Origin of the sequence: Streptomyces sp. NPDC051740 (assembly GCF_044453165.1) — a bacterium.
GTDB classification, from domain to species: domain Bacteria; phylum Actinomycetota; class Actinomycetes; order Streptomycetales; family Streptomycetaceae; genus Streptomyces; species Streptomyces atrovirens.
Genome location: NZ_JBITCL010000010.1, coordinates 84,013 through 107,192 on the forward strand (window position 1 = coordinate 84,013; position 23,180 = coordinate 107,192).

The following is a 23,180-nucleotide window of genomic DNA, read 5'->3' on the forward strand; positions in this document are numbered from 1 at the left end:
ACTCCGATGTGCGGAACGCACGGGTAACTTCACGGCGCGACGGGTGGGTCCTGGCCCGTCCCGCCCGGCGGCGGCCGGGCTTCGGCTCACGGCGGGAGTCCCCTTGACGGGGCGAAGGCGGCGTCGCCATGGTGGGCTCCGGCTGGGTGGGAACACCCACTGCCGCGGGGACTTCACAGGTGTCGGAGGCGGACCCGGCCGAGTGGGCCGGGCTGTTCGACTCCGACGGCGCCGTGCTCGCGCGGCTCCCGCACACCCGGCCGGACGGCGGCGATCACCTGATCGTCAGGATTCCGCCGGCCGGCACATGGTGCTTGGTGGGTGACAGCCCCGCCACGGTGCGGTGGGACTTCACGGGCTGGCCCGAGGCCCCGGAGGCGGGCCTGGGTGCCGGCGGCGCGAGGGGCGCGTTCGTGACGCTGTGCACGCACGTCCGTGACCTCGAACTGGAGGAGCCCTCGACCGACCACACCGTCTTCGTCCACGTCAAGCAGGCCGAGGCCGAACGCGCCCCGTGGCTCGCGGCTCAGGCCGGTCTGACGGTGATCGGCGGCCTGGAGATGGCCCCGTACTGAACGGGTGTGCCCCGCCGGAGTCTTCCGGCGGAGCACACCCGAGGTTCCGTTTCCTGGATCGGCGGATTCTGTGCGGCCGGGGCTCCCACTGCCTCGTGGAATCCGAACGGATCGAAGAAGTCCTTGCCCGTCGCGGCGTCGAACACCCTGCCCGAGTCGAAGCCGCTGCCCGTATGGACCGCCCGGACACAGGTGCCGCCGGCGTACTCGTTGGCGACCTGATCCCGCAGCGGCCGGACGCTCACCGTCGCGCCGGACGTCTCCGTCCTGGAGGCGGTGCGCGGGGCCGGTGTCGAGGTGCTCCACTCCTGTGCCGAGGGCACCTGCGGTACCTGCGAGACCGAGGTGCTGGAGGGCGACCCCGACCACCGTGACTCGGTGCTCACCGAGGAGGAGCGGACGGCCGGGGAGACCATGCTCATCTGTGTGTCCCGGTGTCGTGGGCGGCGGCTCGTGCTGGACCTGTGATCCTGAGGTCGGCGTCGATCCGGGCGACCGTCGCCAGCAGGTGGGGCAGCAGGTCCCGGCGTACGGACTCCACGGAGTTGCGGCCTGCGTGCACCGCGATGTTCACGCCGGCCACCACCTCGCCGTCCCGGTCCCGCACCGGCGCGGCGACCGACCTGAGCCCGTCCTCCAGTTCCTGGTCGACGAGCGCGTGACCCTGGCGGCGCACCCGGCGCAGTTCGGCGCGCAGGGCGTCCGCCGAGACGAGGGTGCGGGAGGTGTGCGGGCGCAGGTCGGCGCGGGCCAGCCGGGCCTCGATCTCGGCGTCCGGCAGTCCGGCGAGGATCACCCGGCCCACGGAGGTCAGGTGGGCGGGGAAGCGGGTGCCGACCGTGATCGACGCGGTCATGATGCGGCTGGTGGGGACGCGGGCGACGTACACGATGTCGTCGCCGTCCAGCACGCACAGCGAGGACGACTCCCGCACCCGCGCGACGAGTTGTTCGAGGTGCGGCTCGGCGATCTGCGGCAGCGTGTACCCGGCGAGGTAGGAGTAGCCGAGCTCCAGCACGCGCGGGGTGAGCCGGAAGAGCCGGCCGTCGGTGTGGACGTAGCCGAGATCGGCCAGGGTGAGCAGGAAGCGGCGGGCCGCCGCGCGGGTCAGTCCGCAGGCGCGGGCGACCTCGCTCAGGGTCAGCGCCGGGTGCTCGGCGTCGAAGGCCCGGATGACGGCGAGGCCCCGCTCGAAGGACCGGACGAAGTGCGGTCCGCGGACGTCAACGGTCATCGTGGCCTCCGGGAAGACGTACGAGCGTACGCGTCGCGCACGCCATGAGTGCGCGATCCGACTGTCAACGATGCGTCCGCACCTGAGCGGTTGTCCACGATGCGGTCGTCGACAATTGGACGGTGTACGGGGATTGACCGTGTCTCGGCGCGGGCCCTACGTTCCCGATCGGCACACTCGTTCTCTCTGCGCACAGCCTGTCGGAGCATCCGGTCCGGTCCCACCGCGGGAGTCACAGTCATGCGTCGTCGTCCGCTCATCGGCCTCACGGCCCTGTCCGTCCTGACCGCCGCGACGGCCTGCGGCTCGTCCGACTCCGACGAGCCGGACGGGGCCGGCTCGTCCGGCGGCACCACCAGCGTGACGGTGGGCCTCATCCCCATCGTCGACGTGGCGCCCCTGTATCTGGGCCAGAAGAAGGGCTTCTTCGGCGAGCGCGGGCTGAAGCTCGACTTCTCCAGTGCGCAGGGCGGCGCCGCCATCGTGCCCGGCGTGGCCAGCGGCCAGTTCGAGTTCGGGTTCTCCAACATGACCTCGCTGATGATCGCCCGGTCCAACAACGTGCCGGTGAAGGCGGTGGCGAACGGCATCGCCTCGACCGGTGAGGTGGGCAAGGACTTCGAGGCGCTCACCGTCAAGGGCGACAGCCCCATCAAGTCGGCGAAGGAGCTGGAGGGCAAGAAGGTCGCCATCAACACCCTGAAGAACGTCAACGAGACCGCGGTGCGCGCCTCGGTGCGCGAGGCGGGCGGCGACCCCGACAAGGTGGAGCTGGTCGAGCTGGCCTTCGACCAGATGCCGGCCGCGCTCGACGCCGGGCGGATCGACGCGGCGATGGTGGTGGAACCGGCGCTGGCCACCGTCAAGAGCCAGGGCGGCCGGGAGATCGCCTCCCCCATGATCGACATAGCCCCGAAGCTCACCGTCGCCATGTACTTCACCTCCGTCAAGTACGCGCAGGAGAACCCGGAGGTGGTGAAGAGGTTCCAGGAGGCCACCGCCGAGTCCCTGGCCTACGCCGACTCCCACCCCGACGAGGTGCGCGAGATCGTCACCACGTACACGAAGATCCCCGCGGACGTGCTGGCGAAGGTGACCCTGCCGAAGTGGCCGGCCGAACCCGACCGCGCCGCCATCGAGCGGCTGGCGGAACTGGGTGCCCAGGACGGCCTGTTCAAGCAGACACCGGACCTGGACGAGCTGCTGCCGTGAGGGGCGCGAACACCGCCCTCGGTGCGGCCGGGCTCGCGGCCTTCCTCCTCCTCGCGGAGGCGGTGCCGCGGCTCGGCCTGGTCGAGGAGGACTACTTCCCGCCGGCCGGCCGCATCGCCGACGCGCTCGGCACGGAGCTCACGGACGGCGCCTTCTGGACCGCGCTCGGCGACACCCTCACCGGCTGGGCGCTGGGCCTGGCGATCGCGGTCGGGGCGGGGATCGTCGCCGGGGTGGTCCTGTCGGTGGTGCCGTATCTGCGCGAGGCGACGGCGTCCACGGTCGAGTTCCTGCGCCCCATCCCGTCGGTCGCGCTGATCCCGCTGGCGGTGCTGCTGTACGGCACCGAACTGGAGTCGGTGCTGCTCCTGGTCGTGTACGCCTCCTTCTGGCAGGTGCTGATCCAGGTCCTGTACGGCGTCCAGGACGTCGACCCGGTCGCCGAGGAGACGGCACGGTCGTACGGGCTCGGCACCTGGGCGCGGGTCCGGCACGTACTGTGGCCGACCGCGCTGCCGTACGTGATGACCGGGGTGCGGCTGGCGGCGGCGGTCGCCCTGATCCTCGCCGTCACCGCCGAACTCGTCGTCGGGGCACCGGGGCTGGGCGCCCGGATCGCCGTGGCGCAGACCTCGCAGGCGGTGCCCGAGATGTACGCGCTGATCGTCGTCGCCGGACTGCTCGGGCTGCTGATCAACGTCGGGGCCCGGTCGGTGGAACGGCGGGCGCTGGCCTGGCACCAGTCGGTGCGCGGGGAGGTGGCGGTGTGAGGCGGCTGCTGCTGCGGCTGGTGTTCGCGCTCGCGCTGCCCGTGGTGCTGGTGACCGTCTGGTGGGTGTCCTCGGCCGGCAGCGAGGACGTGTACTGGCCGCCGCTGCGCACGATCCTGGAGACGTTCCCGGACGTGTGGACCGGTGAGCGGTGGCGCGGCGACGTGCTGCCCAGCGTGCTGCGGCTCACGGCGGGCTACGCCCTCGCCGCCGTCGTCGGCGTCGCGCTCGGCACGCTGATCGGCTCCTACCGGAGGGTGCGCGCGGTGTGCGAGCCGGTACTGGAGTTCCTGCGGGCCGTGCCGCCGCCGGTGCTGGTGCCGGTGATCATGCTGTTCGCGGGCATCGGCGACACGATGAAGATCGTCGTCATCGCCAGTGGCTGTGTCTGGCCGGTGCTGCTCAACACGGTCGAGGGGGTCCGCGCGGTCGACGCGGTGATGACCGAGACGGCCCGCTCCTACGGCATCGCGGGCGCCGCGCGTCTGAAGGACGTGGTGCTGCCCTCCGCGAGCCCGCAGATCTTCGCGGGTCTGCGGCAGGCGCTGTCGATCGGCATCATCCTGATGGTGATCAGCGAGATGTTCGCCGCCAGCAACGGTCTCGGCTTCGCCGTCGTGCAGTTCCAGCGCTCCTTCGCGATCCCCGACATGTGGACCGGCATCCTGCTGCTCGGTCTGCTCGGCTTCGTCCTCTCGGTCCTCTTCCAGCTGGTCGAACGGCGGGCGCTCGGCTGGTACCACGGTCTGCGCGCCGCCGCCCGGCGGTCCCGGTGAATCTCGCGAAAGGGCGGTCGATGCTCGACGTACGCGGCCTGCGGAAGGTGTACGAGGGTTCGGGGCGACACGTCGAGGCGGTGCGCGACCTGACCTTCACCGTGGAGGCCGGTGAACTGGTCTGTCTGGTCGGCCCGTCCGGCTGCGGCAAGACGACGCTGCTGAAGTGCGTGGGCGGGCTGCTCGAACCGACGGCCGGCGAGGTGTTCCTGGCCGGGCGGAAGGTGGACGGTCCGCCGCCCGGCATGGCGTTCGTGTTCCAGGAGTACGGGCGCAGCCTGTTCCCGTGGATGCGGGTCGGGCAGAACGTCGAACTCCCGCTGAAGCAGAGGGACCTGGGCAAGGCGCGGCGCCACGAGCTGGTCGCGGACGCCCTCGCCTCGGTGGGGCTCGCGGACGCGGCCGGGGCGTACCCGTGGCAGCTCTCCGGCGGTATGCAGCAGCGGGTGGCGATCGCGCGGGCGCTGGCGTACGAGCCCGAGGTGCTGCTGATGGACGAGCCGTTCGCGGCGGTGGACGCGCAGACCCGCGCCGATCTGGAGGACCTGGTACGGCGGTTGTGGCGGGAGCGCGGGATCACGGTCCTGTTCGTCACCCATGACATCGACGAGGCGGTGTACCTCGGCGAGCGGGTGATCGTGCTGTCCGCCTCCCCCACCGTCGTACGGGAGCGGCTGAAGGTCGACCTGCCCGCCGAACGGGACCAGTTGGGCACCCGCGTGGCACCGCGCTTCGCCGAACTGCGGACCCATGTGTACGAGCAGGTCCAGGCGGCGAAGCTCGGGGTCGCCACGGCCAAGACGGATACGCCTCCGCTTCACTGAACAACACGGGACGTTCCGAGGCGGAGCCTCAGGCGCGCAGCCAGACCGCGGTGTCCTTCGGCGGTCGTCCGTCGGGGTCCCGGGGGCCGCTGGCGAGGAGCGGCGCGGTGTGGTCCGGGAGGGTGGCGGGCGTGTCCGCGAGGCTCACCACGCAGAGGGTGCCGCCGTCCGCGCGGGTGAAGGCGAGCACGCCGTCGGCGGTGGACAGCCAGGTGAGCGGGCCGTCGCCGAGGACCGGGCGCAGCCGGATCGCCTCGCGGTGGAGGGCGAGCATCGAGCCGGGCTCCCGCGCCTGCCGGTCGGCCGCGTACGACGCCCAGCCGGCGGGCTGCGGCAGCCACGGTTCGCCGCCGAAACCGGCGTGCGGTGCGTCGGCCGTCCACGGCAGCGGCACCCTGCATCCGTCGCGGCCGGGGTCGGTGCCCCCGGAGCGGGCGTGCATGGGGTCCTCGATGCGGTCGAGCGGGATGTCGGCCTCGGGCAGGCCCAGTTCCTCGCCCTGGTAGACGTAGACCGCGCCGGGCAGGGCCAGGGAGAGCAGGGCGGCGGCGCGGGCCCGGCGGGTGCCGAGGCCGAGGTCGGTCGGGATGCCGAAGGCCTTGGTGGCGAAGTCGAAGCCGGTGTCGGCGCGGCCGTAGCGGGTGCCCGTGCGGGTGACGTCGTGGTTGCACAGCACCCAGGTGGCGGGGGCGCCGACCGGCGCGTGTTCGGCGAGGGTGTCCTCGATGGAGGTGCGCGGTCGTGCCGCGTCCCAGGGGCAGGTCATGAAGGAGAGGTTGAACGCGGTGTGCAGTTCGTCGGGGCGCAGGTAGCGGGCGAAGCGTTCGGTGTCGGGGAGCCAGACCTCGCCGACGAAGACGCCACCGTACTCGTCGGCGACGGCGCGCCAGCCCCGGTGGACGTCGTGGAGTTCGTCGCGGTCGGCATAGGGGTGCGGGTCGCGGCCCTCGACGAAGTCGGGCAGCCGGGGGTCCTTCACCAGCAGTGCGGCGGAGTCGACGCGCACACCGGCCACGCCCCGCTCGAACCAGAAGCGCAGGATGTCCTCGTGCTCCTGGCGGACGGCGGGATGGGTCCAGTCGAGGTCGGGCTGTTCGGGGGCGAACAGGTGGAGGTACCAGTCACCGTCGTCCGGCCTGCTCCAGGCGGGACCGCCGAACTCCGACCGCCAGTCGTCGCTCTTCAACTCCCCTACGTACGGGATGAGATCGGCCGCCTGGTTGATGTCGACCACGTGCCGTGCGTCGGTGAAGTACGCGTGGAAGACGTCCTCCACCTGCCCGCCGGCGAGTTTGGTGTCGAACGTCTTCGGGTCCTGGCAGGGGAACGCTTCGTGCGGGACGACGTCGATGCCGGGGTTCTTCCTCTCGAAGGCGGCGACGTCCTCTTCGAAGAACCGCCGGTCGACCTCGGCGCTCTTGGACGGAATGCAGTTGACGGTGAACCCCTCGGAACAGGAGCGGTGGGCGGGGCACACTCAAGCACCGACGACATCGGTCCGCAAGATGTCGCGCAGGATGTGAAATTATTGAACAGCAGAGTGGATCTCAGGAACGGGGCGCCTGGGCGGTCGACCCCCGCACCACCAGCTCGGGCTCGAACAACAGCTCCTCTGGGACCACCGCACTGCCGCTGATCCGCGCGTTCAGCAGTTCCACCACCGCCTTGCCCATGGCCTCGATGGGCTGCCGGACGGTGGTGAGCGGGGGTTCGGTGCAGTTCATCAGCGCCGAGTCGTCGTATCCGACGACGGATATCCGTCCGGGCACGTCGAGTCCCTTGCGGCGGGCGGCCCGTACGACGCCGAGGGCGAGGGGGTCGCTGGCGCAGATGAAGCCGGTGACGCCCCGCTCGATGAGCCGGGAGGCGGCGGCGTGACCGCCCTCGACGGAGAACATGGCGCGGGCGACGTGCTCCTCGGGCACCTCCCCCGCGACCGCGCGGGCGGCGGCCAGCTTGCGCGCCGAGGGCATGTGGTCGCCGGGGCCGAGCACCAGCCCGATGCGCTCGTGTCCGAGCGAGGCCAGATGCCGCCAGGCCTGCTCCACGGCCACGGCGTCGTCGCACGACACGGCCGGGAAGCCGAGGTGTTCCATGGCCGCGTTGACGAGGACGACCGGAATGTCGCGCTCGGCGAGCCGGCGGTAGTGGTCGTGGGGCGCGTCGGCCCGGGCGTACAGCCCGCCGGCGAACACCACGCCGGACACCTGCTGCTGGAGCAGCAGGTCCACGTAGTCCGCCTCGGAGACGCCGCCCCGCGTCTGGGTGCACAGCACCGGCGTGAGACCCAGCTGGGCGAGCGCGCCGCCGATGACCTCCGCGAAGGCCGGGAAGATCGGGTTCTGCAGCTCGGGCAGGACCAGGCCGACCAGCCGGGCGCGCTCACCGCGCAGCTGGGTGGGCCGCTCGTAGCCGAGCACGTCCAGGGCCGAGAGCACGGCCTGCCGGGTGGCCTCGGAGACTCCGGGCTTGCCGTTGAGCACCCGGCTGACCGTGGCCTCACTGACCCCGACCTTCTTCGCCACCACAGCAAGTCGTCGTGCCATGCGCGCAAGAGTAGCGCAAGAAACGCAAGCGGCTTGCGTCTCCGCGCACATTCGCTGTCAAGGCGCCGCCCAGAGCCCTCGGACATGTCCGAGGTGGCGGGTCATCACGGTCCGTACGGCCTCCGTGTCCCGGGCGAGCAGCGCGTCGAGCAGCTCCAGGTGCTCCTCGGCCGACGCCTCCAGCCGCCCCTGCTCCACCAGCGCGGTCAGCCCGTACAGCCGCGCGCGCCGGCGCAGGTCCCGGACCACCTCGACCAGGTGGCCGTTGCCGGCGAGCGCCAGCAGCCCCAGGTGGAAGCGCTGATCGGCCTCGATGTACGCGATGAGGTCACCGGCCGCGGCGGCGGTGACGATCTCCTCGGCGACCGGGCGCAGCGCATGGAGCGCCACCGGGTCCGCGGTGGCGGCCAGGTGGGCCGTCGTCGGGATCTCGATGAGTGCGCGGACGTGGGTGTACTCGTCGAGCTGCCGGTCGGAGACGGCGGTGACCCGGAAGCCCTTGTTGGGCACGGTGTCGACCAGCCCTTCCTTGGCGAGGTCGAGCATGGCCTCGCGCACGGGGGTGGCGGAGACCCCGAAGCGTGCGGCGAGGCCGGGAGCCGAGTACACCTCGCCGGGACGCAGCTCCCCGGCGATCAGCGCGGCCCGCAGCGCGTCCGCGACCCGCTCGCGGTAGCTGGGCCTGCGGCCTCCCAGGTCGGAGAGGGCGGTGTTCACAGGACGAACCCCGCCGGGAAGGGGTCGCGCGGGTCCAGCAGGTACTGGGCGGTGCCGGTGATCCAGGCCCGGCCGGTGAAGCTGGGCAGCACCGCCGGGCGGCCGGCCACCTCGGTGGTGCCGAGCAGCCGGCCGGTGAACCGGGTGCCGATGAAGGACTCGTTCACGAACTCGGTGTGCAGCGGGAGTTCGCCGCGCGCGTGGAGCTGGGCCATGCGGGCGCTGGTGCCGGTGCCGCAGGGCGAGCGGTCGAACCAGCCGGGGTGGATCACCATGGCGTGCCGGGAGTGGCGGGCGGTGGCGTCGGGAGCGGTCACCTGGACATGGTGACAGCCGTGGATGGACGGGTCCTCGGGGTGGACCGGTTCTCCCTCGGCGTTGATCGCCTCCATCAGGGACAGGCCTGCCGCGAGGATGTCGTCCTTGCGGGACCGGTCGTAGGGCAGTCCGAGCCGGTCCAGCGGCAGGATGGCGTAGAAGTTGCCGCCGAAGGCGAGGTCGTAGGTCACCGTGCGTCCGTCGGGCAGGGTGGCCTTCCGGTCGAGGGCGACGGCGAAGGACGGCACGTTGCGCAGGGTCACGGCGGTGGCGGCGCCGTCCTCGACCGCCACCTCGGCGACGACGACCCCGGCGGGGGTGTCCAGGCGGATGGTGGTGACCGGTTCGACGGCCTCGACCATGCCGGTCTCGACGAGCACCGTCGCGACGCCGATCGTGCCGTGCCCGCACATCGGGAGGTAGCCGGAGACCTCGATGTAGACGACGCCCCAGTCGCAGTCGGGCCGGGTGGGCGGCTGGAGGATCGCGCCGCTCATCGCGGAGTGTCCGCGCGGCTCGTTCATCAGCAACCGCTTGACGTCGTCGCGGTGTTCACGGAAGTACAGGCGCCGCTCGTTCATCGTCGCGCCGGGGATGGTGCCGATGCCGCCGGTGACGACGCGGGTCGGCATGCCCTCGGTGTGCGAGTCGACGGCGTGCAGGACGAGTTTGCTGCGCATGTCCGGCCCTCCCTACGCGAGTCCGGCCGCGACGGCCTTCTCGGTGGCCGCGCGGACGGCCGCCTCCTGACCGGGCTCCAGCGGTACGCGGGGCGGTCGGCAGGGGCCGCCGTGGCGGCCGACGAGGTCCATGGACAGTTTGATCGCCTGCACGAACTCCACCCGTGAGTCCCAGCGCAGAAGGGGATGCAGTTGCCGGTACAGCGGCAGCGCGGTGTCGAGGTCGCCGCCGGTGGCGGCGCGGTAGAGCTCCGCGCAGGACCGGGGCAGCGCGTTCGGGTAGCCGGCCACCCAGCCCTTGGCGCCGGCGACGGCGAGTTCCAGCAGGACGTCGTCCGCGCCGATCAACAGGTCGAGTTCGGGGGCGAGTTCGGCGATCCGGTAGGCGCGGCGGACGTCGCCGGAGAACTCCTTGACGGCCTGGACGTACCCCTCGCCGTGCAGCCGGGCGAGCAGTTCCGGTACCAGGTCGACCTTGGTGTCGATGGGGTTGTTGTAGGCGACGACCGGGAGTCCGGCCGCGGCGGCCTCGGCGTAGTGGGCGAGGACGGAACGCTCGTCGGCGCGGTAGGCGTTGGGCGGCAGCAGCATCACGGCCCGGCAGCCGGCCTCGGCAGCCTGCTCGGTCCAGCGGCGGGCCTCGGCGGACCCGTAGGCGGCGACGCCGGGCATGACGCGCTCCCCGCCGATCGCGGCGACGGCCGTCTCGACGACCCGGGCGCGCTCCTCGGGGGTGAGCACCTGGTACTCACCGAGGGATCCGTTCGGTACGACGCCGTCACAGCCGTTGTCCACGAGCCAGGCGCAGTGCTCGGCGTAGCGGTCGTGGTTCACGGAGAGGTCGTCGTTCAGCGGGAGCGCGGTGGCGACGAGGACGCCGCGCCAGGGACGGTGGTCGGTCATGAGGGTCCTCTCTCGGTCTACTGTTCGCGCTGTTCGCGCTGTTCGCGCTGTTCGCGCTGTTCGCGCTGTTCGCGCTGTTCGCGCTGTTCGCGCTGTTCGTGCTGTTCGGCGAGTACGCCCAGTGGCACCGGCCGGGCGAACGGCCGCCGGGACGGGGCGGGTTCGCATCCGGTGAGCCCGGCGACCGCCGGTTCGCACATCCGGCCCTGGCACCAGCCCATGCCGGCCCGGGTGAGCAGCTTGACCGTGCGGGTGTCCCCGGCCCCGAGCGCGAGGGCCTCGCGGACCGCGCCCGCCGTGACCTCCTCGCAGCGGCAGACCACGGTGTCGTCGGTGACCCGGTCGGTCCAGTGGGCGGGCGGGGCGTAGGCGGCGTCGAGGGCGGCGGCGTACCCGCGCAGCCGGGCACGCACCCTGGCGGCCGGGGCCCACTCACCGGGGTCGGGTACGGTGCCCCGCAGCCGGGCGGCGATCGAGCGGCCGGCGATGTGCCCCTCGGCGAGCGCGAGCGCGGCGCCGCCGACACCGGTGGCCTCGCCCGCCGCCCACACGCCGGGTACGTCGGTGCGCTGTTCCGCGTCGACGGCCACGGTGAGTCCGTCGAGGCGGCAGCCGAGGCTCTCGGCGAGGTCGGTGTGCGGGAGCATGCCGTGGCTCACCGCGAGGGCGTCGCAGGGCAGTCGGCGTTCGGTGCCGGGCCGGACGCGGCCCTGTGCGTCGAGGGCGGCGACGGTGACACCGGTGAGCCGGTTGTCGCCATGGGCGCGGACGACGGTGTGGCGGGCGAGGAACGGCACGCGGTGGCGCAGCAGCCGGGCCGCGTACCCGGCGCCCTCGGGCAGCTTGCCGGCCAGCGCTCCGGTGTGCCGCAGCAGACGGCCCGGGTCCGCGGACTCCACCAGTGCGGCGACCCGTACGCCCGCCGCCGCGAGCCCGGTCGCCACCGGCAGCAGCAGCGGCCCGGTCCCGGCGACGACGGCGGTCCGGCCCGGTACGACGAGCCCGCCCTTGAGCATGGCCTGGGCGCCGCCCGCGGTGACGACTCCGGGGAGGGTCCAGCCGGGGAAGGGCAGCACGGTCTCGTATCCGCCGGTGGCCAGCAGTACGGCGGCGGCGTGCACCTCGGCCGGCTTCTCCTGCTCCGGTCCGAGCAGCGCGTGCACGGTCGGTCCGTCGGGTGTCCGTTCCACGCACCACACGTGGTGCTCGCTCAGCACGCGCACGGAGCTGGTGGCGAGCCGGTCCCGCAGCCGGGTCCAGGTGCGCCACCGGTGGTGCAGGACCTGGGGGCGTTCCGCGCGGAGTCCGGCGGCGGGCTGCCGGTAGAACTGTCCGCCCGGCTCCGGAGCCGCGTCGACCAGGGCGACCCGCAGACCGCGCCGGTCCGCCGCGAGGGCCGCGGCGAGTCCCGCCGGTCCCGCGCCGATCACCGCGAGGTCAGTCCGCACGGCCCGTCCCCTCCTGGCTGCGGATCATGTCGCCCGGCCGGGCCGGGACCAGACAGGCCCGCTGGTCGGGACGGTCGTTCACGGTGACCAGGCAGTCGAAGCACACCCCGATCCCGCAGAACACCCCGCGGGGGCGTCCGCCGCCCCGGGTGGTGCGCCACGAGGTGACCCCCGCGGCCCACAGCACGGCGGCGACCGTCCGGCCGGGCAGCGCCTCGATGCGCCGTCCGTCGAAGGTGACCTCGAAGGCGGGTCCGGGCCCCGCCCCGGCGAGCTCCAGCGGATTCACTGCTCGGCCTCCTTCGTCGTACGGGGGAAGCGGTCGGGCCGGAACGGGGTGAGGTCCAGTTCCGGTGCCCCTCCGGTCAGGGTCCGGGCGATCAGCAGACCGGTGCCGGTGGCCAGTCCGATGCCCGCGCCCTCGTGGCCGCACGCGTGGAACAGTCCGGGCGCCCGGGGGTCGGGGCCGATCGCGGGGAGGTGGTCGGGCAGATACGGCCGGAAGCCGGCGTACGTGCGCAGGGCCCGTACGCCGGACAGGAAGGGGAACAGGCGGGTCGCCCCCGCCGCCAGGGCCCGCACCGCCGGGAGGGACAGGGACCGGTCGAAACCGACCCGTTCCCGGCTGGCGCCGATGAGCACCGGCCCGGCGGCCGTTCCCTCCACCACCGGGGAGGTCTGCAGTGCCGCCGAGTCGCTGGCGACGTCGGCGACGTAGTCGGCGGCGTACACCTTGTGCCGGATACGGGGCGGCAGTGGCTCGGTGACCAGGACGAAGCCGCGTCGGGGCAGGACGGGCAGGGACACCCCGGCGCGGGCGGCCAGTTCGCCGCCCCAGGTGCCGGCCGCGTTGACGACGGCGGGTGCGTGCAGGTCGCCGCGGTCCGTGCGCACCCCGCGCACCGCGCCGCCGGCGGTGCGCAGGACCCGGGTCACCTCACGGCCGGTGAGCAGCCGGGCCCCGGAGACGCGCAGGAGGTGGGCGGCGGCGAGGGCGGGCATCACCTGGGCGTCCTGCGGATAGCGCACGCCGCCCGCGAGGCCGGGCGCCAGACGCGGTTCCAGGTCGTGGAGCCGGTCGGCGGGGACGGGGTCGGCCGTCACCCCGGCGGCCCGCTGGGTGTCCGCGAACCGCCGCAGTCCGTCGAGCGTTTCGGGGGTTTCGGCGACGACGAGTCCGCCCTTGGCCTCGTACTCGACCGGCCTGCCCAGTTCCTGTGCCACCTGTGCCCACAACCGGTTGGACAGCAGGGCGAGTTCGAGTTCGGGGCCGGGCGCCTTGTCGGAGACGAGGAGGTTCCCCTCACCCGCGCCGGTCGTGCCGCCGGCCACGGGGCCCCGGTCCACCACGGTCACGGCCAGGCCCGCCCGGGCCGCGTACAGGGCGCAGGCGGCGCCCGTCATCCCGGCGCCCACCACCACGACATCGCAGGTCAGCGGCTCGCTCACGCCAGTAATATGTCACACAGCACTGCTGCGGGGAAGAGGGCGGACATCGCCGGCGAAGGGCCGCCTCAGTCGGCTGAGCGGACCACTCTCAGGTGGGAGGCGGCGCGGCGGTACCCGCGCTTCCCGGACGGGGTGCGGTGCGCCGCGCGCAGGACCAGCGTCAGCCGGGTGCAGTCCATGTCCTGGAGGGCCGGGGTCGTCTCCGTGACGATCCGGCAGTCCGTGGCGCCCCAGCGCGGGTCGGGGTGGAGCAACGGCCTTACGGAGCCGTCGTGTTCGGCGGCCTGCTCGCCGACGGCCCGCAGCCAGTGCGGCAGTCCGTGCCGGTAGGCGGCCTCCATGATGGGGTCCTGGGCGATGTCGCGGCGGATGGCCGCCAGGCCGTGGTCGTGGCCGTACCGTTCGACGGTCTCGGCGAAGTGGGCCAGCATCGGCAGGCACCAGCTCGACTCGTGGTCGCCGAGCACCGTGGCCGCGTCCGGGTGGAAGAGGACGAACCGGAGGAAGTTGTCGGCGGGCAGGGCCGTGGGGTGCGGCTCGACATCCTGGAAAAGCGACCGGAAAGCGGTGTTGGTGAGCAGCACGTCCCAGCGGTGGTCGACCACCAGGGAGGGGAAGGGGACCGCCTCCAGGAGGACGGCGTAGTCCTGCAGATAGGCCTGGGCCCCGGGAGTCCCGGGGACGGGCCGCGGTACCGGCCGCTGCCCTCCTGCCTGATGTGCCATCGGGAGGTCACCCCTCTTGCCTGTGCGGCCCTGACGCGGCGCCCCGATCCTGCTGCCCGCACGTGAGGTGTGTCAACTATCGTGGCATTTCATGCCGGTTGACGGCTGGAATTGGCCACAGTTGTGGCGAGACCTGGATGTGGGTTCGCGGCAACGGCTAGTCTCCGTGAAGTTCATGGCAATCGCTTGTGAGAAGCCTGTGAGAGACGTAGGAGATCTTTCGGTGACGGGTGGCTTCGAGGGTCCGGGCGCCACGCCGACGACCGCGCTGCCGGCCGTCGTCGCCCGCGTCACCGCGCTCGCCGACCGGCTCGGCGTGGCGCACACCGAGGTCTTCGGCGTCGGCCGGCTGTCCGCCGCCTCCGGTGTACCCGAGTCCGTGGTCAAGGCGCTGCTGAGCGGCCGGTCCGCGGGCGAGCCCGATGTGCAGGCGCGGTTCGTGCAGCGGCTGGACCTGTTGCGCCGCACCCGGCTGAAGCCGAACGGCCGCAAGTACACCCAGCAGGAGATCGCCGACGGCGCGGGCATGTCCCGGCAGCAGGCCGGCGCGCTGATCAACGGCGACCGGCGCCCGACCATGGAGCACTGCGACGCCATCCAGCGGTTCTTCCGGGTGCACGCCGGTTTCCTCACCGCCGAGGACCCCGAGGCGCTCGCGGGCGCGCTCCAGCACACCGAGCAGGAACTGCTGCAGAAACTCGCGGACCGGGAGCGGGCGGCGGCGGCTCCGGCCCACGACCCGCTGGAGCGGCTGCTGCAGGACCACGGGGTGCGCGGCATCGCCTGGCGGGCCGCCCAGCTGCCCACCGACCAGCACCGCGACAAGGTCGCGGAGTGGCTGGACATGCTCCTGGAGAGCGTCCAGCGGCCCAGGGCCTGACCCGGGGGCGACGCGCCGCCCGTCCGGCGGGTCCCCGGCGGAGCCGACGCTTCCCGGCACGGCCGGCCGACCCGTACGCGGCTCCGCGCGAGGCGGTGAACAGGCGCCGCGGCCGGCCCGTGCCATTCCGTACGGCGGTCCGCCCGCCCGGGACAGCGAGCGGGCCGTGGCCCGGCATGGCGGGCCGGCGCGGCAGGAGCGCCCGGCGTGCGTGCCCGCCGGGCGGGCGAACCGGCACCCGGCGGGACCCGACTGTCAGTGGTGGGCGGCAAGCTGGAGGCGATGGGTGACCGATCTCGACACGGGGAGAGCCGAGCGATGTCCACCGCCGTACTGACCGACCGCGAGCGCACCGCCGTCCAGGCCTATCTACGACTGCTGCACACGGTGCGCGCCGCCCTCGACACCCGGTCGGGCCCGCCGGGGCCCGCCGGGCCCCCGATGGTGCCGCCCTCCGTGCTCGCCGAGGCGGACACCGCCCTGGCCCGGGCGGGCCTGGCCGGCAACGAGGAGGTGTTCTTCCGGATGCTGCGCGACTGGCACCCCAAGCCGTAGAAGGGGCGTCCCGCTCAGCTGTGCGGGACGGCGACCGCCGTCGCGACCAGGTCCTTCTCGGTGATCCAGCGACCGGTGAAGTGGTCGACCACCCGGGTGCCCACGCGCGGTCCGGGGACGAGGAGGGTGGCCCGGAAGCCGCCGCGGGTGTGGTCGCCGGGGTCGGCGAAGAGGTCGAGGTCGGCCTCCATGAAGTCCAGCCACTTCCCGGTGAGCGGGAACCACGCCTTGTAGACGGACTCCTTGGCGCTGAACAGCAGCCGGTCCCAGTGCACGGCGGGCAGTTCCTCGGCCAGCCCGCCGATCCGCGCCGCCTCACGCGGCAGCGCCACGGAGGACAGGACGCCCCCGGGCAGCGGAGCGTGGGGCTCCGCGTCGATGCCGAGGGACGCCAGGTCGGCGGTGCGCACCAGGGCGGCGGCACGGTAGCCCTGGCAGTGGGTCATGCTGCCGGCCAGCCCGTCGGGCCAGACGGGGGCGCCCCGCTGACCGGGCAGCACCGGCTGCGCGGGCACGCCCAGCTTGTCCATGGCGCGGCGGGCGCAGGAGCGTACGGCGGTGAACTCCCGGCGGCGCTTGAGGACGGCGCGCTCCATCAGCGCCTCCTCCTCGGGGTACAGCGGGGCGTCGACGCCCTCGTCGCCGTGGGCCTCGACGGCGACCACCGTCTGCGGCAGCAGTTCCTCGATCATCGTCCCTCGTCCTCCCCCGGCACGATCCGGCGCAGCCGCCCCGGCGGCTGTTCCCGCTTGCGCCATTCGCGCGGGTAGCCCACCGACACCTCCTCGAAGCGGACGCCGTCCTGCCGGGTGGTCCGGGGGATGTGCAGATGGCCGTAGACCATGGTGTGGACGGGGAACCGCCGGTGCCAGTCGTCGGTGAGCACGGTGCCGCACCACATGGCGAACTCGGGGTACCACAGGACGTCCGTCGGATGGCGGTGCAGCGGCCAGTGGTTGACGAGGACGAGCGGCAGTCCGTCCGGCACCTCGGCCAGCCGGCGTTCGGTCTCGTCGACCCGGGCCCGGCACCAGGCCTCCCGGCTCGGGTACGGGTCGGGGTGCAGCAGCCGCTCGTCGGTGCAGACGACCCCGGTGCCGTGCGCGTACTCCAGTCCCTCGTCCTTGGTGGCGCACCCGGGGGGCAGGAACGAGTAGTCGTACAGCAGGAACAGCGGTGCGACGACGACCGGGCCGCCGGGGCCGTCCCAGACGGGGTAGGGGTCCTCGGGTGTGATCACCCCGAGGTCGCGGCACTGTTCGACCAGATGGTCGTAGCGGGCGACGCCGCGCAGCGTGACCGGGTCGCTCGGATGGGTCCACAGCTCGTGGTTGCCGGGCACCCAGACGACCTTGGCGAACCGGCCGGCCAGGGTCTTGAGGGCCCAGCGGACGTCCTCCACGGTCTCCGCGACGTCACCGGCCACGAGCAGCCAGTCCTTGTCCGACTCGGGCCGCATGCCGTCGACCAGGGCACGGTTCTCGGCGTAGCCGATGTGCAGGTCGCTGATGGCCCACAGCTGTCCGCTGCCGTACGTCCCCGACATCACCCGTCTCCCCTTCAGCCGTCGCACACGCCCTCACGAACGAGATCACATCCGTGCCGCCGGAACAAGCACGGCCCGTCACTCGTGTGTGGTACGGGAACGGCTGTCGAAGCCCTATGATCTGCCCCATCACCACCGCCGTGAAACGTCCTGCGCACAGGGCGGTTCGGTGACCCTCCACACTCCTGCCCGGGCAGCGGGCCACTGAGCCCTGCCCGCGAACCCCGGAAGGCGGCCTGCATGGTCTCTCGCGTACGCGTCTGGCTCAACCGCACGTACGCGGAGAACGTGTTCTTCATGGATCAGCTGCGGAGAAATCCCGACGACCGGGCCGTCGAGATCCACGCCACCCACGGCGACCCCGACTCCCCCGTGCTGGCCGCCGCCGACACCGCCGAACTCGAGCCCGAGGGGCTGTCCCCGGCGGCGTACGTCGAGTACGCGCTCGCCCAGTGCGAGCGGCGCGGCATCGACGTGTTCGTGCCCCGGCTGCACCAGGCGGCGGTCGTCGCGCACCGCGCCGAGTTCGAGGCGGTCGGTACGGCGCTCCTGGCGCCGCCGCCCGAGGCGGTGGCCGTGTTCCACGACAAGGTGATCGCCTATGAGGCGGTCCAGGCGATCGGGGTGCCCGTGCCGCCGTGGTGGCGGGTCCGCAGTGCGGAAGAACTCGTCGCGGCGGTCGACGAGTTGGAGGCGGGCGGGTACCGGGCCTGCTTCAAGCCCGTGTCCGGCGCGGGCGGGGTGGGCTTCCGCGTGATCACCCGCGCGCCCTTCTCGCTCACCCAGCTGAGCGGCTTCCCGAGCCCGTACGTGCCGCTCGGCCTGGTGCTGGACGCCCTGCGGGAGGCCGACGAGCCGGTGGACTGGCTGGTGATGCCCCGGCTGGAGCAGCCCGAGGTGTCGGTGGACTGCCTCACCGGCACCGACAACCGGATCCGGCTGGCGGTGGGGCGCACCAAGAACGGCCGGCGCAGGGGCTTCACACTGCACGAGCAGTGGCTGGAGCCGGCCCGGCGGATCGCGGAGGGCTTCGGACTGCATTACCTGTCCAACATCCAGTTCCGGATGCTGGGCGAGCGGCCCGTGCTCATGGACGTCAACACCCGGCCGGCGGGCGGACTGCACCAGTTGTCGCTGTGCGGGGTGAACGCCCCGTGGGCCGCCGTGCGGCTGGCGCTCGGCGAGGACCCGGGCGAGCTGGTGCCGCCGTTCCTGGGCCAGGACTACACGGTGGTGTCGGGTCCGCGTCCGCTGCCGCCGGTGACGTTGCCGCAGCAGCGTGCCGACGTGTCCACGGCCGCGCCCGCGCTGGGGGCCGTACCGGCTCCGGCCGCGTCCGTGGAGCCGCGGACGGCGACCGGGGCGCACGCGTAGAAATTTTTTCGGGGAATTTCCGCCGGGGGTGTATCAGGGGCCGGGCCGCGTGCTCTTGATGGTGAAGGCGACTTGGGGAAGCCGCCGGGGGGAAGCACGGGGGAACGGGGGGCTCGGGTCGGTCGGCCGCTGTCACGGGGGGCGACCGGCCGGCCCGAAGCCGTGTGCCATGTGCCGTGCCGGCTAGCCGAGGTAGGCGAGGCCGGGGTGGACGGCGGTGTAGCCGTCGACGAGGCGGCGGGCCACGTTCACGGAATCGACGAGCGGATGCAGCGCGAACGCCTTGACGGCCGTCGCGCGGGAGCCCGACCGGGCGGCGGCGAGCACCTCGCGCTCGACGGCCTTGACGGCGCAGACCAGACCGGTGGCGTGGTCGGGCAGCGGGTCGACGGAGACGGGGTGCGCACCGCTGGCGTCCACCAGACAGGGGACCTCGACGACGGCGTCCCCGTCCAGGGGCGACAGGGTGCCGCGGTTGCGGACGTTGAGGATCAGGGTGGTGCGTTCGTCGCGGGCGATCGCCCGCATCAGGGCGAGCGCCACGTCCTCGTAGCCGCCGGACAGGTCCTCGGCCTCGCGTTCGCCCGCGCCGGCCGCCTCCCGGTTCTCGGCCATGTAGGTGGCCTCGCGTTCGGCGCGGGTGCGGTTCCACAGCTCCAGGGCGGGGACGTCGGGGCCGGTCACCCCGGCGTAGAACCGTGCCTGCTGGTCGTGCAGGAACGCGCCCCGCGTCTGCTTCGCCTCCTGGTAGGCGCGTACGGCCTCACGGTTGAAGTAGTAGTAGTGCAGGTACTCGTTGGGGACCGCGCCCAGGGACTGCAGCCAGTCGGTGCCGAAGAGCCTGCCCTCCTCGAAGGAGCCGAGCAGGGCGGGGTCGGCGAGCAGGCGCGGGAGTTCGTCGCGGCCGGCGACCCGCAGACCGCGCACCCAGCCGAGGTGGTTGAGGCCGACGTAGTCGATCCACGCCTCCCGCGGCCGTGCGCCGAGCGCCCGGGCGACACGGCGGCCGAGGCCGACCGGTGAGTCGCAGATGCCGATGACGCGGTCGCCGAGGTGGCGGGACATGGCCTCGGTGACCAGGCCGGCGGGGTTGGTGAAGTTGATGACCCAGGCGTCGGGGGCGAGGCGGGCCACCCGCCGGGCGATGCCGACGGCGACGGGCACGGTGCGCAGACCGTAGGCGATGCCGCCCGCGCCGACCGTCTCCTGGCCGAGCACGCCCTCGGCGAGGGCGACCCGTTCGTCGTTGGCCCTGCCCTCGAGGCCGCCCACGCGGATCGCGGAGAAGACGAACGCGGCACCGCGCAGCGCCTCGTCGAGATCGGTGGTGACGGTCACCTCGGGCGCGTCGGGCACACCGGTGGCCTGCTCGGCCAGCACCCGGGCGATCGCGCGCAGCCGCCCGGCGTCCACGTCGTGCAGGACGACACGGGTCACCCGGCCCTCGGCACGGTCCCCGAGCAGCGCCCCGTACACCAGCGGCACCCGGAATCCCCCACCGCCCAGAATCGTCAGCTTCACACCCGCACCTTCCCACCACGACGCACCGGGACGACCCTACTCGCGGCGCGACCGCGCCGGGGTACGCTCCGCCGACCCGGCCCACCGGAGGACAGCCGGACATGACCAGCCGCTCCGCGCCCGACCGTCTGCTGTCCGTGCTCGCGGCCTTCGACCACGCGCACCCGGCGCTGACGTTGACGGACATCAGCCGCCGGGCCGGGCTCACGCTGACCACCGCGCACCGGCTCGTGGGCGAGCTCGCCCGGTGGGGTGCGCTGGAGCGGGACGCGTCGGGGACGTACCACGTCGGGCTGCGGCTGTGGGAGCTGGCCGCGCTCGCCCCGCGCGGGCCGGCGCTGCGGCAGGTCGCGCTGCCGTACCTGGAGGACCTGTACGAGGCGACGCACGAGAACGTGCAGCCGGCGGTGCGTGACGGGGGCGAGGTCGTCTACACCGAGTGGCTGTCGGGGCGGTCGGCGGTCGGCGTGCACATACGGGTCGGCGCCCGCTGGCCGCTGCACGCCACCGGGGTCGGTCTCGCCCTGCTCGCGCACAGCGACCCCGGCTCCCAGGAGGAGTACTGCGCGGGCCCGCTCGCCTCCTTCACCCCGTACACGATCACCGAACCGGAGCCGCTGCGACGGGTGCTGGCCGAGGTACGGCGCTCGGGCGTCGCGGTGAGCGACCGTCAGGTCACCCCGGACGCGCTGTCGGTGGCGGCGCCCGTGCGCGGTCCCGACGGCAGGGTCACCGCCGCGGTGTCGGTCGTGGTCCCCCACTCCGGCGCCCGCGCCCCCACCCTGACCCCGGCCCTCCGCCTCGCGGCCCGCGGCATCTCCAGAGCCCTGGGCTGGCACCCGACCGCTCCGGCCCCCGCCGAAGAGACCTGATTCCCCACTCCCGGCCCGTCGACAGCCCCGGCCCGGGACCCGGCCGCCCCGGCGCACCCGGAGAAACCTGCCGCTCCTCTCCCACGGCCCGACACCCGGCTCCCGCCCGCGCACCACCGGCGGCCCCGGGCCGGCAGCCGGGTCCCGGGGAAAGCGGACGCGGCCGAGGGGCCGGCACCTCACGTTCCGGCAGCCCCGCCCCGGCCGGTCCCTGCCGTTCTCTCGCCCGCCACTTGTCCGCGGTCCTGGGAGGGCAGTTGCGCGAGCCGGGGCGGCGGGCCGTCCCGCCCCGCGTATGTCCGGAGCCTCGTCGAAATCCCTCTCACCGGTGAGGACCGGGCCCCCGGTTCCTCGTGATACTGGTACGGCCCCCTCCCCGAGGAGCCACTCATGTCCCTCCGGTCCGCCTTCGCGCCGGTCGTCGTGCGCTGGCGTACGGCGAATCCGTACGCCCTCGACACGGCGCTCGCCGCGCTCGTGCTGTTCGCCGTCTCCCTGCAGTGGGTCTTCCCCTACGAGGGCGACGACCGGCTGACCTGGCAGGGCTGGCTGCTCGGTGCCGCCACGGCCGTACCGCTGGTCTGGCGGCGGCGCGCGCCCTGTACGGCCGCGTGGGCCGTGTCGGTCGCCACCCCGGCGCAGGCGCTGTACCACGCTCCCCCGCCGGACGTGCTGTACGGCGGGATGGTCGTCCTGTACACCCTGGCCGCCCTGGGCAGGCCCTGGCAGCGCCGGATGATGCTCGCGGGCTGGGTGATCGGGGTCGTCGTGACCATGCAGCACCTGGCGGGCGACGAGCCCTTCGAGTACGCCTTCCACCTGATGGGCCTCGTCTGCGCCTACGCCCTCGGGGTGCTCGCCCGGGTCCAGCGCGCGTACACCACCGAACTGGAGGACCGGGCCCGCCGGCTGGAACGGGAGCGGGCCGCGGACACCGCGCGGGCCCGCGCCGAGGAACGCGCCCGTATCGCCCGGGACATGCACGACATCCTGGCGCACGCCGTGAGCCTGATGGTGGTGCAGGCGGAGGCCGGACCCGTGGTGGTGCGCAAGGATCCGGAGCGCGCGGAGGCCACGTTCGACACCATCGCGTCGACCGGACGGGACGCGATGGCCCAACTACGGCGCATCCTCGGCGTGTTGAAGGAGGAACGGCCGGACGACGAGGCCGCGCGGCGGCTGCCGCAGCCGAACCTGGCGGCGCTGCCCCTGCTGGTCGGCCAGGTGCGGGACTCCACGGGGCTGCGCACCGAGCTGCGCACCACGGGCGTACCCTGCCCGCTGTCCTCGGACACCGAGGTCGCCGCCTACCGTGTGGTCCAGGAAGCTCTCACCAACACCGTGAAGCACGCCCGTGCCTCCCACGCCGTGGTGGAGCTGTACTGGGCGGAGGACCAGGTGACCCTTACGGTGACGGACGACGGGCGGGGTGCCCCCACGCCGGTCGGCGGACACGGACTGATCGGCATCCGGGAGCGGGCCGCCGCCTGCGGGGGCAGCGCCGAGACCGGCAGCGGCCCGGACGGCGGCTTCCGGGTCGTCGTACGCCTGCCGGTGGCCGCCGACCGGGAGGGGGCCCTCGGATGAGCATCCGGGTGGTCGTCGCCGACGACCAGGAACTGGTCCGGGCCGGCTTCGGCATGATCCTCGACGCCCAGGACGACATCGAGGTGGTCGCCGAGGCCGGGAACGGCGAGGAGGCCGTCGCCGCGGTGCGCCGGCACGCCCCGGACGTACTGCTGCTGGACATCCGCATGCCGGTGATGGACGGCCTGGAGGCGGCCCGCCGGGTGTGCGCGCAGTCGGGCTGCAAGGTGGTCATGCTGACCACGTTCGACCTGGACGAGTACGTGTACGAGGCGCTGTACGCGGGTGCCAGCGGCTTCCTGCTGAAGGACGTCCGCAGGGACGACCTCGCGCACGCGGTGCGGGTGGTCGCGGCCGGTGACTCACTGCTCGCCCCGGCCGTGACCCGGCGGCTGGTCGCGGACGTCGTGCGGTGCCGCCGGGAACGGGCCGCCGCCGAGGCCACCACCCCGCAGCGGCTGGACGTGCTCACCGCCCGCGAGGCGGAGACTTTGCGGCTGCTGGCCCGGGGACTGTCCAACGCGGAGATCGCGACGACCCTGTTCGTCAGTGAACACACCGTCAAGACCCATGTGAGCAACGTGCTGGGCAAGCTCGGTCTCAGGGACCGGGTGCAGGCGGTGATCTGCGCGTACGAGACGGGTCTGATCGCCCCCGGCTCCCCCTGA

The 23,180-nt window shown here is 73.3% G+C and carries 23 protein-coding genes and 2 pseudogenes; 12 read left to right on the forward strand and 13 right to left on the reverse strand.

Annotated features, from left to right (window positions below):
* Positions 1-179: 179 nt before the first annotated feature.
* Entirely contained in the window at positions 180-575 is a 396-nt protein-coding gene (locus ACIA6T_RS18595) for a hypothetical protein (protein ID WP_399447550.1), read from the forward strand.
* Positions 576-800: 225 nt separating this feature from the next.
* Positions 801-1,043: pseudogene (locus tag ACIA6T_RS18600) on the forward strand (2Fe-2S iron-sulfur cluster-binding protein); the annotation flags it as partial.
* On the opposite strand, the gene ACIA6T_RS18605 reads toward ACIA6T_RS18600, so the two are convergent.
* On the reverse strand, positions 994-1,809 hold the full coding sequence (locus ACIA6T_RS18605; protein ID WP_399447551.1) for an IclR family transcriptional regulator C-terminal domain-containing protein: 816 nt from the start codon (positions 1,807-1,809) through the stop codon (positions 994-996). The pseudogene ACIA6T_RS18600 and the gene ACIA6T_RS18605 overlap by 50 nt on opposite strands.
* A gap of 240 nt (positions 1,810-2,049) precedes the next feature.
* Between ACIA6T_RS18605 and ACIA6T_RS18610 the strand changes: the two genes are divergently transcribed.
* The 4 genes from ACIA6T_RS18610 to ACIA6T_RS18625 are packed head-to-tail and all read left to right on the forward strand — an operon-like array spanning position 2,050 to position 5,391.
* The gene (locus ACIA6T_RS18610; protein ID WP_399447552.1) at positions 2,050-3,021 is read left to right on the forward strand and encodes an ABC transporter substrate-binding protein; all 972 of its coding nucleotides are present in this window, start codon (positions 2,050-2,052) and stop codon (positions 3,019-3,021) included.
* A complete protein-coding gene (locus ACIA6T_RS18615; protein WP_399447553.1) occupies positions 3,018-3,791 on the forward strand; it encodes an ABC transporter permease in 774 nt (257 codons plus the stop codon). The genes ACIA6T_RS18610 and ACIA6T_RS18615 overlap by 4 nt, the downstream gene beginning before the upstream one ends.
* Positions 3,788-4,567, forward strand: coding sequence for an ABC transporter permease (locus tag ACIA6T_RS18620; protein ID WP_399447554.1), 780 nt, complete (start codon positions 3,788-3,790; stop codon positions 4,565-4,567). The genes ACIA6T_RS18615 and ACIA6T_RS18620 overlap by 4 nt, the downstream gene beginning before the upstream one ends.
* 20 nt (positions 4,568-4,587) lie before the next feature.
* Positions 4,588-5,391 carry an ABC transporter ATP-binding protein gene (locus ACIA6T_RS18625; RefSeq protein WP_399447555.1) on the forward strand — a complete coding sequence of 268 codons (804 nt, stop codon included), beginning with the start codon at positions 4,588-4,590 and terminating at the stop codon, positions 5,389-5,391.
* A gap of 28 nt (positions 5,392-5,419) precedes the next feature.
* Here ACIA6T_RS18625 and ACIA6T_RS18630 read toward each other — a convergent pair.
* The 9 genes and pseudogenes from ACIA6T_RS18630 to ACIA6T_RS18670 form a co-directional block, all read right to left on the reverse strand.
* A pseudogene (locus ACIA6T_RS18630) lies at positions 5,420-6,583 on the reverse strand (alpha-amylase family glycosyl hydrolase); the annotation flags it as partial.
* A gap of 355 nt (positions 6,584-6,938) precedes the next feature.
* The gene (locus tag ACIA6T_RS18635) at positions 6,939-7,937 is read right to left on the reverse strand and encodes a LacI family DNA-binding transcriptional regulator (RefSeq protein WP_399447556.1); all 999 of its coding nucleotides are present in this window, start codon (positions 7,935-7,937) and stop codon (positions 6,939-6,941) included.
* 57 nt (positions 7,938-7,994) lie between these two features.
* A complete protein-coding gene (locus tag ACIA6T_RS18640; RefSeq protein WP_399447557.1) occupies positions 7,995-8,654 on the reverse strand; it encodes a GntR family transcriptional regulator in 660 nt (219 codons plus the stop codon).
* Complete coding sequence (locus ACIA6T_RS18645; protein WP_399447558.1) at positions 8,651-9,652, reverse strand: proline racemase family protein; 1,002 nt, start codon at positions 9,650-9,652, stop codon at positions 8,651-8,653. The genes ACIA6T_RS18640 and ACIA6T_RS18645 overlap by 4 nt, the downstream gene beginning before the upstream one ends.
* Before the next feature lie 12 nt (positions 9,653-9,664).
* Entirely contained in the window at positions 9,665-10,555 is an 891-nt protein-coding gene (locus tag ACIA6T_RS18650) for a dihydrodipicolinate synthase family protein (protein ID WP_399447559.1), read from the reverse strand.
* 17 nt (positions 10,556-10,572) lie between these two features.
* Positions 10,573-12,003, reverse strand: coding sequence for an FAD-dependent oxidoreductase (locus ACIA6T_RS18655; protein ID WP_399447560.1), 1,431 nt, complete (start codon positions 12,001-12,003; stop codon positions 10,573-10,575).
* Positions 11,993-12,292, reverse strand: coding sequence for a (2Fe-2S)-binding protein (locus tag ACIA6T_RS18660; RefSeq protein ID WP_399447561.1), 300 nt, complete (start codon positions 12,290-12,292; stop codon positions 11,993-11,995). Before ACIA6T_RS18660 ends, ACIA6T_RS18655 begins: the two co-directional genes overlap by 11 nt.
* Complete coding sequence (locus tag ACIA6T_RS18665; protein ID WP_399447562.1) at positions 12,289-13,452, reverse strand: NAD(P)/FAD-dependent oxidoreductase; 1,164 nt, start codon at positions 13,450-13,452, stop codon at positions 12,289-12,291. Before ACIA6T_RS18665 ends, ACIA6T_RS18660 begins: the two co-directional genes overlap by 4 nt.
* Before the next feature lie 65 nt (positions 13,453-13,517).
* Positions 13,518-14,177 (reverse strand): hypothetical protein, encoded by a 660-nt coding sequence (locus tag ACIA6T_RS18670; RefSeq protein ID WP_399447563.1) that lies wholly within the window; start codon positions 14,175-14,177, stop codon positions 13,518-13,520.
* 223 nt (positions 14,178-14,400) lie between these two features.
* On the opposite strand from ACIA6T_RS18670, the gene ACIA6T_RS18675 reads away from it, so the two are divergent.
* A complete protein-coding gene (locus ACIA6T_RS18675; RefSeq protein ID WP_399447564.1) occupies positions 14,401-15,057 on the forward strand; it encodes a helix-turn-helix domain-containing protein in 657 nt (218 codons plus the stop codon).
* A 318-nt stretch (positions 15,058-15,375) separates the two neighbouring features.
* Positions 15,376-15,612 carry a hypothetical protein gene (locus ACIA6T_RS18680; RefSeq protein ID WP_399447565.1) on the forward strand — a complete coding sequence of 79 codons (237 nt, stop codon included), beginning with the start codon at positions 15,376-15,378 and terminating at the stop codon, positions 15,610-15,612.
* 14 nt (positions 15,613-15,626) lie between these two features.
* Here the strand turns inward: ACIA6T_RS18680 and ACIA6T_RS18685 are convergent, their stop codons facing one another.
* Together ACIA6T_RS18685 and ACIA6T_RS18690 are read right to left on the reverse strand one after the other, a co-directional pair.
* Complete coding sequence (locus ACIA6T_RS18685) at positions 15,627-16,304, reverse strand: 4'-phosphopantetheinyl transferase (protein WP_399447566.1); 678 nt, start codon at positions 16,302-16,304, stop codon at positions 15,627-15,629.
* A complete protein-coding gene (locus tag ACIA6T_RS18690) occupies positions 16,301-17,158 on the reverse strand; it encodes a metallophosphoesterase family protein (protein WP_399447567.1) in 858 nt (285 codons plus the stop codon). Before ACIA6T_RS18690 ends, ACIA6T_RS18685 begins: the two co-directional genes overlap by 4 nt.
* A 240-nt stretch (positions 17,159-17,398) precedes the next feature.
* Here ACIA6T_RS18690 and ACIA6T_RS18695 point away from each other — a divergent pair, with 240 nt between their 5' ends.
* Entirely contained in the window at positions 17,399-18,532 is a 1,134-nt protein-coding gene (locus ACIA6T_RS18695) for an ATP-grasp domain-containing protein (protein WP_399447568.1), read from the forward strand.
* Positions 18,533-18,715: 183 nt separating this feature from the next.
* Here the strand turns inward: ACIA6T_RS18695 and ACIA6T_RS18700 are convergent, their stop codons facing one another.
* Positions 18,716-20,053: a 6-phospho-beta-glucosidase gene (locus tag ACIA6T_RS18700; protein ID WP_399447569.1), complete on the reverse strand. Its 1,338-nt coding sequence runs from the start codon at positions 20,051-20,053 to the stop codon at positions 18,716-18,718.
* Between the two features lie 101 nt (positions 20,054-20,154).
* On the opposite strand from ACIA6T_RS18700, the gene ACIA6T_RS18705 reads away from it, so the two are divergent.
* The 3 genes from ACIA6T_RS18705 (at position 20,155) to ACIA6T_RS18715 (ending at position 23,180) form a co-directional block, all read left to right on the forward strand.
* The gene (locus ACIA6T_RS18705; RefSeq protein ID WP_399447570.1) at positions 20,155-20,925 is read left to right on the forward strand and encodes an IclR family transcriptional regulator; all 771 of its coding nucleotides are present in this window, start codon (positions 20,155-20,157) and stop codon (positions 20,923-20,925) included.
* 390 nt (positions 20,926-21,315) lie between these two features.
* Positions 21,316-22,512: a sensor histidine kinase gene (locus ACIA6T_RS18710; protein WP_399447571.1), complete on the forward strand. Its 1,197-nt coding sequence runs from the start codon at positions 21,316-21,318 to the stop codon at positions 22,510-22,512.
* Positions 22,509-23,180 carry a response regulator gene (locus ACIA6T_RS18715; protein WP_399447572.1) on the forward strand — a complete coding sequence of 224 codons (672 nt, stop codon included), beginning with the start codon at positions 22,509-22,511 and terminating at the stop codon, positions 23,178-23,180. The genes ACIA6T_RS18710 and ACIA6T_RS18715 overlap by 4 nt, the downstream gene beginning before the upstream one ends.

What these genes read in the sequence shown, in the direction of transcription:
- ACIA6T_RS18705 (WP_399447570.1), top strand. Translation starts at nt 20,155, where the DNA reads ATGACCAGCCGCTCCGCGCCCGACCGTCTGCTGTCCGTGCTCGCGGCC.
- ACIA6T_RS18710 (WP_399447571.1), top strand. Translation starts at nt 21,316, where the DNA reads ATGTCCCTCCGGTCCGCCTTCGCGCCGGTCGTCGTGCGCTGGCGTACG.
- ACIA6T_RS18715 (WP_399447572.1), top strand. Translation starts at nt 22,509, where the DNA reads ATGAGCATCCGGGTGGTCGTCGCCGACGACCAGGAACTGGTCCGGGCC.
- ACIA6T_RS18605 (WP_399447551.1), bottom strand. Translation starts at nt 1,809, where the DNA reads ATGACCGTTGACGTCCGCGGACCGCACTTCGTCCGGTCCTTCGAGCGG.
- ACIA6T_RS18610 (WP_399447552.1), top strand. Translation starts at nt 2,050, where the DNA reads ATGCGTCGTCGTCCGCTCATCGGCCTCACGGCCCTGTCCGTCCTGACC.
- ACIA6T_RS18625 (WP_399447555.1), top strand. Translation starts at nt 4,588, where the DNA reads ATGCTCGACGTACGCGGCCTGCGGAAGGTGTACGAGGGTTCGGGGCGA.
- ACIA6T_RS18645 (WP_399447558.1), bottom strand. Translation starts at nt 9,652, where the DNA reads ATGCGCAGCAAACTCGTCCTGCACGCCGTCGACTCGCACACCGAGGGC.
- ACIA6T_RS18695 (WP_399447568.1), top strand. Translation starts at nt 17,399, where the DNA reads ATGGTCTCTCGCGTACGCGTCTGGCTCAACCGCACGTACGCGGAGAAC.
- ACIA6T_RS18650 (WP_399447559.1), bottom strand. Translation starts at nt 10,555, where the DNA reads ATGACCGACCACCGTCCCTGGCGCGGCGTCCTCGTCGCCACCGCGCTC.
- ACIA6T_RS18685 (WP_399447566.1), bottom strand. Translation starts at nt 16,304, where the DNA reads ATGATCGAGGAACTGCTGCCGCAGACGGTGGTCGCCGTCGAGGCCCAC.
- ACIA6T_RS18670 (WP_399447563.1), bottom strand. Translation starts at nt 14,177, where the DNA reads ATGGCACATCAGGCAGGAGGGCAGCGGCCGGTACCGCGGCCCGTCCCC.
- ACIA6T_RS18635 (WP_399447556.1), bottom strand. Translation starts at nt 7,937, where the DNA reads ATGGCACGACGACTTGCTGTGGTGGCGAAGAAGGTCGGGGTCAGTGAG.
- ACIA6T_RS18690 (WP_399447567.1), bottom strand. Translation starts at nt 17,158, where the DNA reads ATGTCGGGGACGTACGGCAGCGGACAGCTGTGGGCCATCAGCGACCTG.
- ACIA6T_RS18680 (WP_399447565.1), top strand. Translation starts at nt 15,376, where the DNA reads ATGTCCACCGCCGTACTGACCGACCGCGAGCGCACCGCCGTCCAGGCC.